The organism is Paraburkholderia youngii (genome assembly GCF_013366925.1).
In the GTDB taxonomy this organism is placed as follows: Bacteria; Pseudomonadota; Gammaproteobacteria; order Burkholderiales; family Burkholderiaceae; genus Paraburkholderia; species Paraburkholderia youngii.
Genome location: NZ_JAALDK010000001.1, coordinates 1,571,769 through 1,585,530 on the forward strand (window position 1 = coordinate 1,571,769; position 13,762 = coordinate 1,585,530).

The window sequence follows — 13,762 nt, forward strand, 5'->3', positions numbered from 1 at the left end:
GAGGTACCTTTACATTTTGTATCCGGGTTTTTTGTAGAGCCTGTCTGAACGTGCCTTGATATCGGGACGATAGACGTCCTGCTTCCATCGGTCCGGCGTGACTTCCTCAAAAGCGACCGAGACGGACTCAGCGCCGTATCCGAGGATATCCATCACATCACGAGTGATTGCCTCGGCCTGACGTCGCTTTTGTTCCTCGGTCTTCCCGGGCCACGCTTTGACGATGACATGCGCTTTTCCGCCGGATCGAACGCGATGACCGGCGTCTGGTCATGCAAATGGCTGTGTCTCGCGGTCCGCTGGTCCGCTCGTACGAAATCGCTCCTCTGCAGCCGCGTTGACTTGAAAGAACCGGCGGACTCACGATTGGCCGCTGAAGCGCCGCGTTGCTCCGCCGCAGGGCTGCGAACCGTTACGCACGATCTTGATACCAGCGGACTCGAAGTTGACGGCGGATGCGGTCAGGGAGTCTGAATCACGGCCGCGATGAGGACGAGTCTGGTCAGTTTTGCGCGCCGCTGCCCAGATATTGCTCATCGGTCACCTTCTCCAGCCAGTCGACGTTCTTGCCGTCGAGCGCTTCCTGGATGGCGATATGAGTCATAGCCGTGGTTGCAGTAGCGCCATGCCAGTGCTTATGACCGGGCGGGCACCAAACGACGTCGCCTGCGCGAATTTCGACATGCGGCTCGGCCTCACACTGAGTCCAGCCGCATCCTGCCGTCACGATCAGCGTCTGGCCGAGCGGATGGGTGTGCCAGGCAGTACGCGCGCCCGGCTCAAATGTGACGCCTGCGCACGAGACGCGCCGGCGGTGGAGGAGCGTTGAGTGGATCGAGCCGTACCGTGCCGGTGAACCACTCTTCCGGGCCTTTTTTCGAGGGCTGTGAGCCCGCGCGTTTCAGTTCCATGACTGATCCTCTCAATGTGCTGTCAAGGCGTAAAAGCCGATGTCGTTAATCTACCGACTATCCATTCATGCGACTAGATGGCAATATCGGCATGCCCTTATGCTGTGGAGCATTAATCGATGGAAGACTTCAACGATCTGGTCGGTTTCATGACGGTCGGGCGCGAGCGCAGCTTTACGCGGGCTGCCGCGCAGCTGGGCGTCTCGCAATCCGCATTGAGCCGGACAGTGCGCGGCCTCGAAGAGCGAATGGGCCTGCAACTGCTGACGCGCACGACGCGCAGCGTTTCGCTGACCGAAGCGGGGGAAAGGTTGCTCACGTCGATCGGGCCACGATTCGAAGAAATCGAGGAGGAACTCGAGTCGCTTCGGGCGATGACGGACAGGCCGGCGGGAACGGTGCGGATCACGACGACGGACTATGCGGCGAACACTTATGTCTGGCCGCGACTGCAGACCATCCTGCGCCAGTATCCCGAGCTGAAGGTCGAACTGGTGAACGACTACGGCCTCGCGGATATCGTCGCGGATCGCTACGATATCGGCGTGCGGCTTGGCGACCAGGTGGCCAAAGACATGATCGCCGTACGCATTGCGCCGGACATGACGATGGCGATCGTGGGCTCGCCCGACTACTTGCAGTCAAGACCCCTTGCGAAGACACCGCACGACCTGACCCTGCACAACTGCATCAACCTGCGACTGCCAACGAGGGATTCGCTGCTTCCCTGGGAACTCTGTAAAGGACGGCGTGAATTGCAGGTCCGGGTCGAGGGCCAGCTCACGTTCAACAACGTGTATCAGATGATCGATGCGGCGCTAGGCGGCTTCGGGCTTGCATATGTACCGAAGGATCTCGCGGACGCTCATGTGAAGGCTGGCCGGCTGAGTTGGGCTCTCGCAGACTGGTTCCCAACCTTTGTCGGGCACCACGTCTACTATACGAGTCGGCGAAAATCGTCCCGGGCGGTGCAACTCGTCATGGATGCGCTTAAGGCTGGATACAGGCGTCGGGGGCGGTAACTTTTCACTGGCCGGCTTCGGCCACGCCGGTGCCTCCACGGACCTTCCAGCTGATCACGTTGCGCAACTCGCCGAAGCCGCCAGTGTTCCAAGAAGCCCGGCTAAGCTCGATCACTTCAAGGGCGCTGCATCAATGCATCGACAAGCGCAATGGAAGCCGGCGATGCCGCCCAACGGCTTTGATAGTAGGCCTGATATCCAGGGAAGAACGCCGCATCATCGCGACATTACGATGAGTTTTCTTGTACTTATGGCCGTGGTCCCCGCTGCGCCCCGCGTGGCGAAGCGGGCTGGCAGAGGAAGATACGCGGCCCTCGCCCAACGATAATTCCGCTAATCAGAAGGGGCGATATCAAGTGAACGTGGGCCGTGCTGCACCGATTGCCGAGCGATGACGCATCAGGCTGATCCTGCGTAGCTGGGACACCTCAACGGCAGTGAGCGCGGCATCGGTGAAACGGCGCTAGCGCCATAACGTCTGTCTGGGCCGTGGAGTTCCCGGGACCCATCCTTTGGACCATTGGCAATGCTGGCAGAACTGTTTGCCAGCCATTGTCAGCCGCGGACGCCGTTCACTGTGTCCTTGAATGCCTTGCCAGCGGTGAACTTAACCGTCTTCGCCGCAGGAATCTGGATTTCGGCACCGGTCGAGGGATTCCGGCCCACCCTCGCGGCCCGCGCGCCCGTCGAAAACGACCCGAACCCGATCAGCTGCACGGTGTCGCCCTGCGTGACCGCGGTGGTAATGGTGCCGATCAGCGCATCGATCGTTTCAGCGGTTTCGGCTTTGGTAGTGCCCGTCTTCGCGGCGACCGCATCGACCAGTTCCTGCCTGTTCATTGTTTGTCCTCCAGAAGTGGGGAAGTGAAGCCGTCACCCTACCCGATCCGCCGGCGTGCGCCAACCGGCGCGGGCAAGCACGGAAGCGGTTGGCCAAGGCGTGGTCACGCGCCAGCGGCGACGAACACATTCCGGCTTGGTGGCGGTGCCTGGTTCAATGGACGGCTGCGGCGAGGGACAGGCAGGCGACGTCGATTTCCCAGGGAAGCGACACCGTTCGCTCGCGTACCACAGGTTTCGCCGTGGCGGGCCGGCGCCGGCCCCACAGCCGGCTACCTTGCCCCGAAAATCAATAAAGTAATTATCTAACTAATAAAACGTCCAGAAATGAAGGGGCGGATAGCCCCAACTATCCGCCCCTCATTTGCGGACATTCCTTTCGTCAATCGTTGCGTTGGCGGCAAGACCAAATACCGCGACCGCCTCATCCTATGTGAGAGCAATTGTCATCATGTCCAGAACAATTTTGTCGGCCACCGCCCCGATCTTCTCCCTCTGCTGCTTGTTCATCTCACCCCTTGATCCCGCCAGACTCATCGCTTGTGCTTGTCGCGCTACGAGCACGCATATAGCGCAAATTGCGGACCTCACGTACAGGTGAATATCCCGGTGGCCGCCGCCGGTCTGTGCGCGTTTGGGAACCGACGACAACAGTATGGTGCTCGTCCCGTTGACGATGTCTTGCTGCCAGCTTGCGCAGGGCCCCCTCGCGCGCGAAGGTTTGTGAGTCCGAAAAGCGAGACTGCGGGACGTCATGGCGTTGAAGCGGAAGAGTCCCGTCATTGACGCGATGAGCACGTCCGTGCTGTTTCGCAAATCGTCATTAACTTCCGGGCGAGGATGCCGTAATAATGTGCAGCAAAACGAGGGGCGAGGTCCCTTCTTCTGTCAAGGCCGGGTCGACGCGCGACAGCGTCACCCAGCAGCGAGTAAGGCTCACGCAAGGAGCCGCGCCAGACGTGAGCAGACTCCAGAAAATTCCCGGATGGATCGGACCGACTGGCTCCGACAAAGCCGGCGCGCCGCAACGCGCGCTCATCCTGCTGCCCGTTCTGACGGTTTTGATTCTCGCCGTGTTGTGGATCATGATCCTCGAGAGGCTACGTGTCGAAACTGACGCTGCCCTCCAAGACGCACGCATCGCGGCACGAACGGAAGCGGGTGCGCTGCAAACGCATACCCTTAAGGCGATCCACGACATCGACGAGATCGCGCTGATCATCAAGTTCGGGTACGAGAGTTCGCCCACGACCTTCGACATCAAGAAGTACCAGGCCTACGGACTCGTTACGGCCGATACCGCGCTGCAGGTGACGGTCGTGGGCACAGACGGATGCGTGATCGCATCGACCATTCCGTTTTCTGGCGACGTTGACCTGAGCGACCGTGAGCATTTTTGGGTGCATCGTGAGCACGCGGATGTCGGGCTCTATCTCAGTCATCCGGTCGTCGGCCGAATTTCGCGTCAGACGTCGATCCAGGCGACGCGGCGCATCAACCGTCCGGACGGCTGCGAAACAGCGTCACAGATTGCCACCTGCATTACGTCCGACGAAGTGAAGCGCGATAGACAATGAATCGCAAGCCGGCGCAATGGTCCGCGCCAACTACCTGATCCCGATGAAAAGACGTCAAACGCGTGTCGGAGCGATCGCTGTGCGTGGTCGCAGCGTCGCGAGAATCAGATACATTCCGCCGCCGATAAGGACCCCAAAGAACCAGCCATAAGTGTTCCACCAGACCGGCAGCAGATTGCTGAGGTTCGGCAAGAAGGTCGAAAAGACGCTACCGGTTGCCGCCGCGGCCAGCGCGTTGACATTCCAGCCGCCTTCATAGCGATATTCGCCGTATTCCTCGTAGAGCGCCGCGACGTTGATGCTGCCCTTGGCCACCAGGTAGTAGTCCACGAGGATGATCCCCAGCAGCGGGCCCATTGTCGCGCCGATGGCATTGACGAAATGCGCGGCGTTGCCTTCCCACGGCGCAAATGGGTAGAGGATCAGTGCGATGGCCGCAGCAATCAGACCGCCCGTCCTGAAGCTGATGCGCCTGGGGAACGTGTTGGAGATGTCGAACGACGCCGAAACGAAATTGGCCACGACGTTGATGCCTAGCGTGGCGACTGCGAACGTCACCGCAGCGATCAGCGCGAGCGTCCAGCTATCGAACCTGGCTGAAATCTGCTCCGGGTGCAGCAGAACTTCGCCGTATACCTTGAAGGCTGCGATGGTGGTCACGCCGGCGACAAGCGAAAACGCGATCAGGTTGACCGGAAGACCCCACAGATTACCTTTCCTGACCGCGTCGCGGTCCTTTGCGTAGCGCGAGAAGTCGCAAAAGTTCAGGTACAGCGCGGCGAAGTACGTAATCCATGTCGCGCCTACGGCCATCAATGCCCACGGCGAACCGGGTTCGCCGCTGACGCCGGCGTCCCCGGTCTTCTGGAGCAGCGTGGCCATAGGAATGCCATGCTCAAATGAGAATCCGCCGGCCTTCACGCACAGGCCGACGGCCAGAATCAGCATCGCAATCCACACAGCCGGGCCGGCCAGATCCTGAAACTTGCGCACCGTTTCCATGCCCTTCTGGATGATGAGCAGTTGCAGCGCCCACACGACGACGTAGCAGATCACTTCAAGCGTCGAGTGGCCAAGCAGGTGCGAGGTGGTCTGGAAATGCATCAGGCTCGGGCTGCGAATTAACAGCGCGACGATCGCGCTGGAAGCCGCCGCTGTCTGCGCGCCGTACCAGAAGCAGGCCACCACCGCACGCACCAATGCGGCGAGGTTCGCACCCCATACGCCGAAAGACGCGCGCGCCAGAACCGGATACGGCACTCCGGTCTTCTCGCCGGCATAGCCGATCAGGTTCATCAGCCCATAGATCACGAGTGAGCTGAGTCCGATCGCCACCACAAAGTTGATGAAGCTGCCGCACAGCAGAAACAGACTGGCCGCGAGGTAGTAGCCCCAAAGGCTGTGCACGTCCGACGTCCATACGTTAAATATGCTGAAGGCCCCCCAGTTGCGCACCCTGGCGGGTGCGAGATCTGCGTTGTAAAGGCCGGGCGAAGGATTTCGGATTTCCATCTGTGATCTCCTCAAATTCGCGCAACGGGGGAAACACTGCCAGACGACGCGCGGCGCCGCGCGGCGTTTGAAGCAGGCTCGTATCAACAACTGTATGTGCTTTGCAGCGCCGAAATAAATGGGTTAACCCTGACGGAGATGCATCCTGGCGTGAGCGAACCCCGCACATCAACATGGAATGTACTTTTTCGGTATTTGATACTCTTCCATGAGCCCTACGACGACATGAAGCCCGTTATCGAAAGCACCGAGTGGCTGACCGACGAGCAGCGCGCCACCTGTCGGGACTCCCCATCCTGCGCAATCGCAAATCCGGCTGTAGGGCCTCACAAGCGTAGGCAAAGGTCTCGCGCTGATGGAAAGCGATGTCGAGCGCCGTTAGGCAGTGGCGACGCTCCGGTAGACCAAGCGCGGTGCGGCGGCAATTGTGCAGTACGTGTGCGGCCTCATGCACGACGTAATCCGCAAACGGACCGGTCCGTTCCAGGTACGCCAGCGACACGTAGCGGCTAGCGTCCTGGCTCAATCCGACCGGCTCGCCGTCCTGCGAGCCGAGCCGCTGAGCGCCCAGGCTATCCAGATGCAGAATCGCGAGGCGCCACGCGGTCGACAGCCACGGTTCCGTGATGTCCGTGAATCGCACAATTCATGTGCGCGCCAGCAAGCCTGTGCTGCACGCGGAGCGGTCAAGTTTGCTTGGAAAATCGAAACTCGATCCGACTATTAAGCTAATCTTTCTTGTCCTTATAGCCGTGCTCCTCTCGTGCCCGGATGTCCGAAGCGGGCTGTGAAGTAAAAGGCGGGGCACTCACGCCGCGATAATTCCGGTTATCGCCGCGATCCGCCGGCCCCCGTCCCGCCCACGCATGCCAGGCTGATCCCGACGCCCGCCGGGGCAGCAAATGCGCCCCACTGCCGCCGGCGCCCCGTCCGGCCTTCCGGGGCAGCTGACGGAGCAGTGCGGACATCCGGGCCGGCGTTTCAGTGACAGTAGATCGGCCAATGCTGACGCTCGTGTGTCGACGCCGACATGCGTGCTTACGGGCGCTCACCGGCCGTTCGCCGAGACGGGGCTACGAACGGCCGCTACCGAGTTCAACGAATGCGTACTGTCGTTAAGGGTTATTCGATGCCTGCCCATACGCCCAGGACCGTGCGGCGCTTGCGGGCAGGCGTCGAATAAGCCTCGAGGGAGGAAACCGCGGAGTGGTCCGTTACGGTCAGAGTCTTGGATGGCTATGGCGATTGATGGTCCTGCATCCTCACCTTTGATAGAGCAAGGCGGCGCAAACGGGATGCTCGAAGTGCCCAGGCGCCTGGATGATGCGATGAATTCGCGCGACGATGATGACGAAGTCGGCGTGCAAGGGAGTGCTTGAAGCGGCGGGCGCGAACGTCTGCTCGTGGGTCGCGTTGCCGCAAAGCCGACGTTGGTAAGCATGGAACAGTAGCGTTCATGTTGCGCCCCGCGAGATGGGTGGTGCGCGAATCGGTGCGGTGCGCTCGAGGATATCGATGACGATCATCGGGGCGCCACAGTGCCGGCAGATGAAGGTGGGCCGGGTTTCGGTGCCGGTGTCGTCGGATGCCGTGTCAGGTTCGGGCGTGACATGCAGCAGCGCACGCACCTTGGCGAGACTGGCGCGGCGCACCGGGTTGGCGAGCAGCCCGTAGTGACGGATGCGATGGAACCCGCCGGGCAGCACGTGCAACAGGAAGCGGCGCATGAACTCGCCGGTGTCCAGCGTCATGGTCTTGTAGCGGGTGCGCCCATTCTCGCGATAGTCCTTCCAGCGGAACGTCACGCCGCGCTCATCGAAGGCGAGCAGACGCTGGTTGGAGATCGCGACGCGGTGCGTATAGCGCGAGAGGTAGGCGAGCACCGCTTCCGGTCCCGCAAAGGGACGCTTGGCGTACACAAACCAATCGCAGGCACGCAGCGGTGCCAGCCACCGTGCAAAGGTGGCGGGATCGGCGAGCGCCGCATACTCACCGAAGAACTGCAGCTGGCCGTGCCGGTGGGCATCGGTGAGCGCTTCGACGAAGCGGTGTCGCTGTCGGATAAATAATCCCCACTTGTCGAAGTAAAAATCCCCAGTTGGTTGAAGGAAGAGGTGCGCGGCGTAGACGCGCACCTCGTCGCCTGATCACCGACGATGTCCCGTTCAGGTCCACGCTGACGGGGATTTCGATGATCGATCTGGGAGATGTGATGACGATCTTGGAACTGCATCGGCAGGGACTGAATGTCTCAGCCATTGCCGCCCGGCTTGGTATGGATCGCAAGACAGTTCGCAAGTACATCCGGGACGGCGTTCAGGCGCCGCGCTACGGCCCGCGTGCGCCGCGACCTTGTGTCGTCGACCCGTTCGTCAGCTATGTGACCGAGCGGGTGCGTGCCTTCCCCGAACTGAGTGTCGAGCGGCTGCTACGGGAGATCCGGGCGATGGGCTATCCGGGCAGCCGCACCGCGCTGGGCGATCTGGTGCGCGAGATACGGCCACCGCGCCAGCGTGGCTTTGAAGTACGTTTCGAGACGCCGGCCGGTCAGCAGGCGCAGGTGGACTTCGCCCATTTCAACGTTGAATTCGACGACACACCCGGCCACCGCCGCTCGATCTGGCTGTTCTCGATCGTGCTGGGACACAGCCGGTATCTATGGGGCCGTTTCGTCGAACATCAGGATTTGCAGACCGTGCTGCGCTGTCACATGGAAGCGTTCGCCCATCTGGGTGGCTTGCCGTGCGAGATTCTCTATGACCGGATGAAGACCGCGGTGCTCGGCGAGCTCGAGAGGCACGTCGTGTACAACGCAAAGATGATTGCATTCGCCGGGCACTACAGTTTTACGCCGCGTGCGTGCAAGGCGTATCGTGCCAAGACCAAGGGCTGCGCTGCATAGTGCACCTCATAGGTCGGTTGAGTTGGTGTTTATGCGGCCGAGCGTCGGCCACGGGTCTTTCCCTGGTGCTGGAATTTCACCGGCGCTTCGGCGCCGGGCGGTTCGAAGAGATAGCCGCCCTTGTCGTCGTAGCGATGCGCTATAAGCAGGCCTGCACGACGCCATGTCTTGATTGTCGTCGGCATCACGTTCAACCGCTCTGCGATCTCGTCCAGGGTGAGCATTCCGCGTGCGCGCAGCCTGTCATGATGACTGGGTAGCTTGTGGGATAGTCGAAGCCGCGTGATCATTCTGGAAGTAAACCGCTTGCCCCAGCCGGAGGCGAGCCCCTGACGGTTAAGCTGCTCTGCCGTTTCACTCTCGGTGTACTCGTTGAGAAGCCGGTCCATTTCGGCAATGACTGCGCGAGGGGTTTGCCGCAATATCCACGCCGGCTTGGACAGCGGCACATGTAGCGTATGCGTGGCGCCGCCATTAAAGCGTATCTGAACGCAGATGTCTGCACCCTTGAGCAAAGTCGCGTCGGCGATGAGCAGTCGCGCCATGCGCTTTCGCTCGCGATCCGGTGTGCGCGGATCGTTCCATAGACGAGGGAAGTCTCTGGCGAGTGTCATGATGTTCGCACGCTGTTTATCGTTAAGTCCTGCGCGATCAGCTTCGCGCTGCTTTTCGTAGTGATCCTGAGCTTCGGTAAGAGCGCGTAGCGCCTGATTCCATTCCGATTCAAGCGAGTCCGCGACCAATCGATTCGCTGGATCCACTTGCATATAGCGGCGCCGCGCCAGATCGGCCTCGTAGCGTGCTCGTTCGAACTCCCCGGCGGTGCAGTCGGTCGCGCTCGTCAGAACGGCTCTCGAGTTCTTCCTGTACCGCAAGCGCGACTTCAAGCGTGACCGGCGTGACTGTCTCCACGAGCAGCCTGCCGATGGCCTTGTCAAGCTCGCCACCGTGAACATGCTGGCACACCGGCCGCCCATGTTTGACGCCGTGGCGCTGGCACATGTAGTCCGGCACCCTGTGTGTGCCCTTGACGTGATAGCGCACTGTCATCCGCTCACCGCATCTGGCACATATCGCCAGGCCCTGCAACAGCGCCGGGCCCTCACGTGGTGCCCCTCTTTCCCGATCGATGCCCAGTGCGTGAGCATTCTCGCGCAACACCTGAACATTCTGTTCAAACTCTTCCCAGCTCACATAAGCCTCGTGGGCGTCGGGAATCAGCGACAGCCATTCCGCAGAGGGCAGCCGGGCGGAGACTTTCTGCCCATCGGGATGGTTTCGATAGCGCGTGCGCCCGAAGCAGTACGCACCTGCGTACCGCGGATGATGCAGAACCCACAGTACGCGTGAGTGCTCGAGCTCGCTCCACAGCACATCATCTTTGCGAACTCCGTGATGGACCCGATGCGGGAACAGAAGGCCCTGCTCACGAAAGGCCTTGACGGTTGCAGTGGCCGAACCGGTGCGCCGAAACGTGCGGAAGAGATGACGGATGCTTTCCCCGGATACGTGCGTCGGGATCCAGACGAACGCGCGATTCGGTGTCGTAGACAAAGCCGATGGGCAAGCGCGTCTCCAGCTCGCCGCGACGTGCCTTATTGAGGATGCCGCCGCGCAGTCGTGCCCGCATGACGTGCAATTCAGCCTCGCTCATCGTGCCCTTCAGGCCAAGCAGCAATCGGTCATTGAAGTGCGCGGGATCGTAGACGCCATCCTCGTCAAGGATCAGACAGTCGGCCAGTGCGCAAATTTCTAGTAGCCGATGCCAGTCGGTGGAGTTGCGCGCCAGGCGCGACACTTCGAGCCCCATCACAATTCCGGCGCGGCCCAGGCTCACCTCAGCGACCAGGCGCTGGAACCCCTGGCGATCAACCGAGGACGCGCCAGACAGTCCGAGGTCCGAGTCGATGACGACCACCTGATCAGTGCGCCATCCGAGCGCAATCGCGCGTTGTCGCAGGTTGTATTGGCGCTCGGTGCTCTCGGTATTCTCAAACAGCTGTCGCAACGTAGACTGCCTGACATACAGGTAGGCGTTTCTCTTCAGATGCCGGGCCTGAACTTTCGCGTGCGTCTGATCGGTCATGCCATCACCTCCGCTGTCGCAATTGCCATCGTCGCCACGACGGCGACCAGATTCTGTTCGAGACCGGCAGGCAGGTTCAGCCCACTCGGGCGCGCAACCGGTAATGGACTAAACGGAAACGCTTCGGTCACAGACTTCATCCAGATCGCCATGCCTTTGAACATGAACAGCGCACGGCCACGCATCAGAGTGGGACCACCTCCGCCGGGCTCGAGAGCCTCCTGCCGCAAGATCTCGTAGCTTTGGCTCAGGGACTGGGTATCGCGCGCCGTTACGGGAGGATTTACCGTAGTTTTTTTTTCAAACGCGCCAGGGCGCGTTCCACGGTGCGTCGATGCACCGCCAGGCCAAACTGTTCCGCAATCAGATCAACCAGCTCCTGCACTTCCGGCTCAGCGTGAGTCACGCGCGCTTCTTCGATGAAGCGCATCACCTCATCGGTGATCTTGTGAGGTCCGTGTGGGCCGCGCTTGACCGGCAGCAGACCGGCCAGGCCATCGCGCTCGAAGTCGGCCTGCGCCTTGTAGAAGGTCGGCCGGCTGACTCCGAAGTGTGCGGCGGCATCCGCGACGGTTTGCCCTTCGACGCGTACGCGTCGCAGCATTTCGTATCGGACTTGAACCAGATCCCGGGGATCGAAGAAGTCGCTGTCAATGAAGGCAGGATCATCGATGTCATGAGGGCGCGGATTCACCGTGCCACTCTCTTCGAGAGCAGTGAGTTTGGGATCGGGCTTTCGTGTACGAGTCATATGTAATGTAAATTATGCCCATATATAGCCGATGTCAAGGTGATTTTCGAGAACTCCGTCAGGCACTCCCCGTAGAAGAACGGATAGACACTTATTCTGGTCCGAGACGAAGCACATCGGTTTCTGAAAATGGCATAATTTATTTTACACATATGGCATTATTTGCTTGACAGCTTGCGCCTGCCTGCCCGCCTTTTGGCTTGTCTGCTTGTTTCTCTGTACCGCGCAATTAGCATGGTCAACTGCAACAGATCTTCGATGCGGAAATGCGATCGCCCCGCCGAAACCGTCTCGAATGCATTGGGCGCCGCGGCGCTCGTCCAGGCTGCCGGCATACGTTTCAGGTCACCGCGGTCGTCGTGGAAGTAGACGCGGTCTTCTCCCCAAGTGTTGCGCCGATCCGCAAGCGCGAACTCTCGCCCATACAACGGATGGAAGGGATGCGTGACCCGGAATAACTGTGCTTCATCGGTCAGATCGCGTGCAGTTGACTGCTTTTGCCAAGGGCAAAATCGAGCGTCCATACCGCTATATCCGGCAGGATTTCTTCCTCGCACGCCGTTTCCAGAATCTCGGCGATCTGAACCGGCAACTGCGTGAATGGCTCGATACCGTCGCCAATGTTCGCGTGCATGGCACCACGCAGCGCGTCGTGGCCCAGCACTTCAGCGAGGAGCGCGCGGCGCTCCAGGCGTTGCCTGCCGGCCTCTTCAATGGTGTGATCCGCCTCGAACGGCGTGTCAGTCACGAGGGTCTCGTCTCCGTCGGCGGAAACTACTACAGCGTTCCTGACCGGACACGCCGACGCACACTCGAGGTTCACAGCCTGGCTCATGAGGTTCGAATCTACGAGGACGGCGAACTGCTCGCTGTTCATCCCGTACTCGAAGGCAGACGACGGACCTCGCTTCTACCGGGACATCGACGCTCGCATCATCGGCACGAGTCGGCGGCGCAGCACACCGTGCCGCCAGCATCGCCGGTGGTGAGCCGTCGCCCGCTGTCGTTTTATGACCAGGTGGCGCGACGTCTTGCCAATGCCGGGAGGTCCGCATGAACAACGTGCCGGCATCAACACTTGAGCGCATCCGCAGGTACATGGTCGGCCTTCGTATGCCACGTGCACTGGAGGCGCTGGATGCGACCCTGGCGCGCTTCGAACAGGGCGACAGCTCCATGCTCGAGGTGCTCGAAACGCTGCTGGGCGAGGAGTTCACGACGCGCGAAACCCGCCGCATCAAGATGGCGCTGCAGACAGCGCGCCTGGGAACGATCAAGACACTGGCTGGCTACGACTTCAGCTTCCAGCCGGGCCTCGATCGTGATCGCGTCATGGCACTGGCGCAACTCGACTTCATCGAACGACGCCAGGCCGTGCATTTCCTTGGTCCGCCTGGAACCGGCAAATCGCACCTGTGCATAGCGCTTGGCGTCGAGGCCATACGCGCCGGCAAGAGCGTCTACTTCGGCACGCTTGCCGAGATCGTCGCGTCGATGGTCAAGGCCGAGCGTGAAGGCAACCTCGCACAGCGCGTACGCTTCCTTGCGCGCAACAGTCTGCTTATCGTTGACGAGATTGGATACCTCCCTGTCGGCCTGAACGGCGGCAACCTGTTCTTCCAGCTCATCAACGCCTGCTATGAGCGATGCGCAATCATCCTGACGTCGAACCGCAGCTTCGGTGAGTGGGGCGAAGTGTTCGGCGACAGCGTGGTTGCGGCGGCGCTGCTCGACCGTCTGTTGCATCATGCGGTCGTCATTCACATCGAGGGCTCATCGTATCGTCTGCGCGAACACGCCGATCTGCTGCCCGAACATTTACGCAACCGGCCAACTTCGCTCAACCAGGTACCCGCCGAACCAGTCCGTCGACGGCCAGGTCGTCCAAAACGGAGTTCGTCCGATCACACCTCCGGCTGATCACCGGTTACACAGGGTGGGGATTTTTACTTCGACACTTCTGGGGAAATTACGGGCGGGATTGACAGCCAGTCGGTGATTTGTTGCATCCCAATCGCGCAACGGCAAGTGGCATAGGTGCAGGCAGTCCCCACACGTTGAGCATCTGGGTTTGCAAACGCCCCAACTCACTCCCCGTGTGCCTAGGCGCAGGATCGCCGCCAGCACGCTGATAGGCAAGCAATTATCAAGACTATAGTCT

13 protein-coding genes and 4 pseudogenes are annotated in these 13,762 nt (G+C 60.7%); 6 read left to right on the forward strand and 11 right to left on the reverse strand.

Going from position 1 to position 13,762, the window contains the following annotated elements:
• Positions 1-9: 9 nt before the first annotated feature.
• Positions 10-225: a tautomerase family protein gene (locus tag G5S42_RS07220; protein WP_176110402.1), complete on the reverse strand. Its 216-nt coding sequence runs from the start codon at positions 223-225 to the stop codon at positions 10-12.
• A gap of 277 nt (positions 226-502) precedes the next feature.
• Positions 503-911: pseudogene (locus tag G5S42_RS07225) on the reverse strand ((R)-mandelonitrile lyase).
• 119 nt (positions 912-1,030) lie between these two features.
• On the opposite strand from G5S42_RS07225, the gene G5S42_RS07230 reads away from it, so the two are divergent.
• The gene (locus G5S42_RS07230; RefSeq protein WP_176106151.1) at positions 1,031-1,933 is read left to right on the forward strand and encodes a LysR family transcriptional regulator; all 903 of its coding nucleotides are present in this window, start codon (positions 1,031-1,033) and stop codon (positions 1,931-1,933) included.
• Positions 1,934-2,488: 555 nt separating this feature from the next.
• Here G5S42_RS07230 and G5S42_RS07235 read toward each other — a convergent pair.
• The gene (locus tag G5S42_RS07235) at positions 2,489-2,773 is read right to left on the reverse strand and encodes an HU family DNA-binding protein (protein ID WP_176106152.1); all 285 of its coding nucleotides are present in this window, start codon (positions 2,771-2,773) and stop codon (positions 2,489-2,491) included.
• Positions 2,774-3,732: 959 nt separating this feature from the next.
• Here G5S42_RS07235 and G5S42_RS07240 point away from each other — a divergent pair.
• Positions 3,733-4,350, forward strand: a complete 618-nt coding sequence (locus tag G5S42_RS07240; RefSeq protein ID WP_246391841.1) for a PDC sensor domain-containing protein — start codon at positions 3,733-3,735, stop codon at positions 4,348-4,350.
• 54 nt (positions 4,351-4,404) lie between these two features.
• Here the strand turns inward: G5S42_RS07240 and G5S42_RS07245 are convergent, their stop codons facing one another.
• Positions 4,405-5,862 carry an NCS1 family nucleobase:cation symporter-1 gene (locus tag G5S42_RS07245; RefSeq protein ID WP_176106153.1) on the reverse strand — a complete coding sequence of 486 codons (1,458 nt, stop codon included), beginning with the start codon at positions 5,860-5,862 and terminating at the stop codon, positions 4,405-4,407.
• A 1,232-nt stretch (positions 5,863-7,094) separates the two neighbouring features.
• Here G5S42_RS07245 and G5S42_RS07250 point away from each other — a divergent pair.
• The gene (locus G5S42_RS07250) at positions 7,095-7,241 is read left to right on the forward strand and encodes a hypothetical protein (RefSeq protein WP_176106154.1); all 147 of its coding nucleotides are present in this window, start codon (positions 7,095-7,097) and stop codon (positions 7,239-7,241) included.
• Positions 7,242-7,316: 75 nt separating this feature from the next.
• Here the strand turns inward: G5S42_RS07250 and G5S42_RS07255 are convergent.
• Positions 7,317-7,916, reverse strand: a pseudogene (locus G5S42_RS07255) (IS91 family transposase); the annotation flags it as partial.
• A gap of 137 nt (positions 7,917-8,053) precedes the next feature.
• Here G5S42_RS07255 and istA point away from each other — a divergent pair.
• A pseudogene (gene istA / locus G5S42_RS07260) lies at positions 8,054-8,752 on the forward strand (IS21 family transposase); the annotation flags it as partial.
• Between the two features lie 41 nt (positions 8,753-8,793).
• On the opposite strand, the gene G5S42_RS43770 reads toward istA, so the two are convergent.
• The 6 genes from G5S42_RS43770 to G5S42_RS07280 form a co-directional block, all read right to left on the reverse strand.
• Positions 8,794-9,531, reverse strand: coding sequence for a helix-turn-helix domain-containing protein (locus G5S42_RS43770; RefSeq protein WP_217709853.1), 738 nt, complete (start codon positions 9,529-9,531; stop codon positions 8,794-8,796).
• Complete coding sequence (locus tag G5S42_RS45430) at positions 9,488-10,285, reverse strand: recombinase family protein (RefSeq protein WP_312883633.1); 798 nt, start codon at positions 10,283-10,285, stop codon at positions 9,488-9,490. Before G5S42_RS45430 ends, G5S42_RS43770 begins: the two co-directional genes overlap by 44 nt.
• The gene (locus G5S42_RS44120) at positions 10,191-10,850 is read right to left on the reverse strand and encodes a recombinase family protein (protein WP_246391842.1); all 660 of its coding nucleotides are present in this window, start codon (positions 10,848-10,850) and stop codon (positions 10,191-10,193) included. The genes G5S42_RS45430 and G5S42_RS44120 overlap by 95 nt, the downstream gene beginning before the upstream one ends.
• Entirely contained in the window at positions 10,847-10,990 is a 144-nt protein-coding gene (locus G5S42_RS43780) for a hypothetical protein (protein ID WP_217709843.1), read from the reverse strand. Before G5S42_RS43780 ends, G5S42_RS44120 begins: the two co-directional genes overlap by 4 nt.
• A gap of 143 nt (positions 10,991-11,133) precedes the next feature.
• The gene (locus tag G5S42_RS07275) at positions 11,134-11,544 is read right to left on the reverse strand and encodes a helix-turn-helix domain-containing protein (RefSeq protein WP_312883527.1); all 411 of its coding nucleotides are present in this window, start codon (positions 11,542-11,544) and stop codon (positions 11,134-11,136) included.
• 215 nt (positions 11,545-11,759) lie between these two features.
• On the reverse strand, positions 11,760-12,125 hold the full coding sequence (locus G5S42_RS07280; RefSeq protein WP_176106155.1) for a DUF5372 family protein: 366 nt from the start codon (positions 12,123-12,125) through the stop codon (positions 11,760-11,762).
• On the opposite strand from G5S42_RS07280, the pseudogene G5S42_RS07285 reads away from it, so the two are divergent.
• Both G5S42_RS07285 and istB read left to right on the forward strand, forming a co-directional pair.
• Positions 12,095-12,658 (forward strand): annotated as a pseudogene (locus G5S42_RS07285) (Mu transposase domain-containing protein); the annotation flags it as partial. The gene G5S42_RS07280 and the pseudogene G5S42_RS07285 sit on opposite strands and share 31 nt — an antisense overlap.
• Positions 12,655-13,521: an IS21-like element helper ATPase IstB gene (gene istB, locus G5S42_RS07290; RefSeq protein WP_176106156.1), complete on the forward strand. Its 867-nt coding sequence runs from the start codon at positions 12,655-12,657 to the stop codon at positions 13,519-13,521. The pseudogene G5S42_RS07285 and the gene istB, both read left to right, overlap by 4 nt.
• Positions 13,522-13,762: the final 241 nt, after the last annotated feature.

What these genes read in the sequence shown, in the direction of transcription:
- G5S42_RS07230 (WP_176106151.1), top strand. Translation starts at nt 1,031, where the DNA reads ATGGAAGACTTCAACGATCTGGTCGGTTTCATGACGGTCGGGCGCGAG.
- G5S42_RS07235 (WP_176106152.1), bottom strand. Translation starts at nt 2,773, where the DNA reads ATGAACAGGCAGGAACTGGTCGATGCGGTCGCCGCGAAGACGGGCACT.
- G5S42_RS07245 (WP_176106153.1), bottom strand. Translation starts at nt 5,862, where the DNA reads ATGGAAATCCGAAATCCTTCGCCCGGCCTTTACAACGCAGATCTCGCA.
- G5S42_RS07250 (WP_176106154.1), top strand. Translation starts at nt 7,095, where the DNA reads ATGGCTATGGCGATTGATGGTCCTGCATCCTCACCTTTGATAGAGCAA.
- G5S42_RS43770 (WP_217709853.1), bottom strand. Translation starts at nt 9,531, where the DNA reads ATGCAAGTGGATCCAGCGAATCGATTGGTCGCGGACTCGCTTGAATCG.
- G5S42_RS44120 (WP_246391842.1), bottom strand. Translation starts at nt 10,850, where the DNA reads ATGACCGATCAGACGCACGCGAAAGTTCAGGCCCGGCATCTGAAGAGA.
- G5S42_RS43780 (WP_217709843.1), bottom strand. Translation starts at nt 10,990, where the DNA reads ATGAAGTCTGTGACCGAAGCGTTTCCGTTTAGTCCATTACCGGTTGCG.
- G5S42_RS07280 (WP_176106155.1), bottom strand. Translation starts at nt 12,125, where the DNA reads ATGGACGCTCGATTTTGCCCTTGGCAAAAGCAGTCAACTGCACGCGAT.
- istB (WP_176106156.1), top strand. Translation starts at nt 12,655, where the DNA reads ATGAACAACGTGCCGGCATCAACACTTGAGCGCATCCGCAGGTACATG.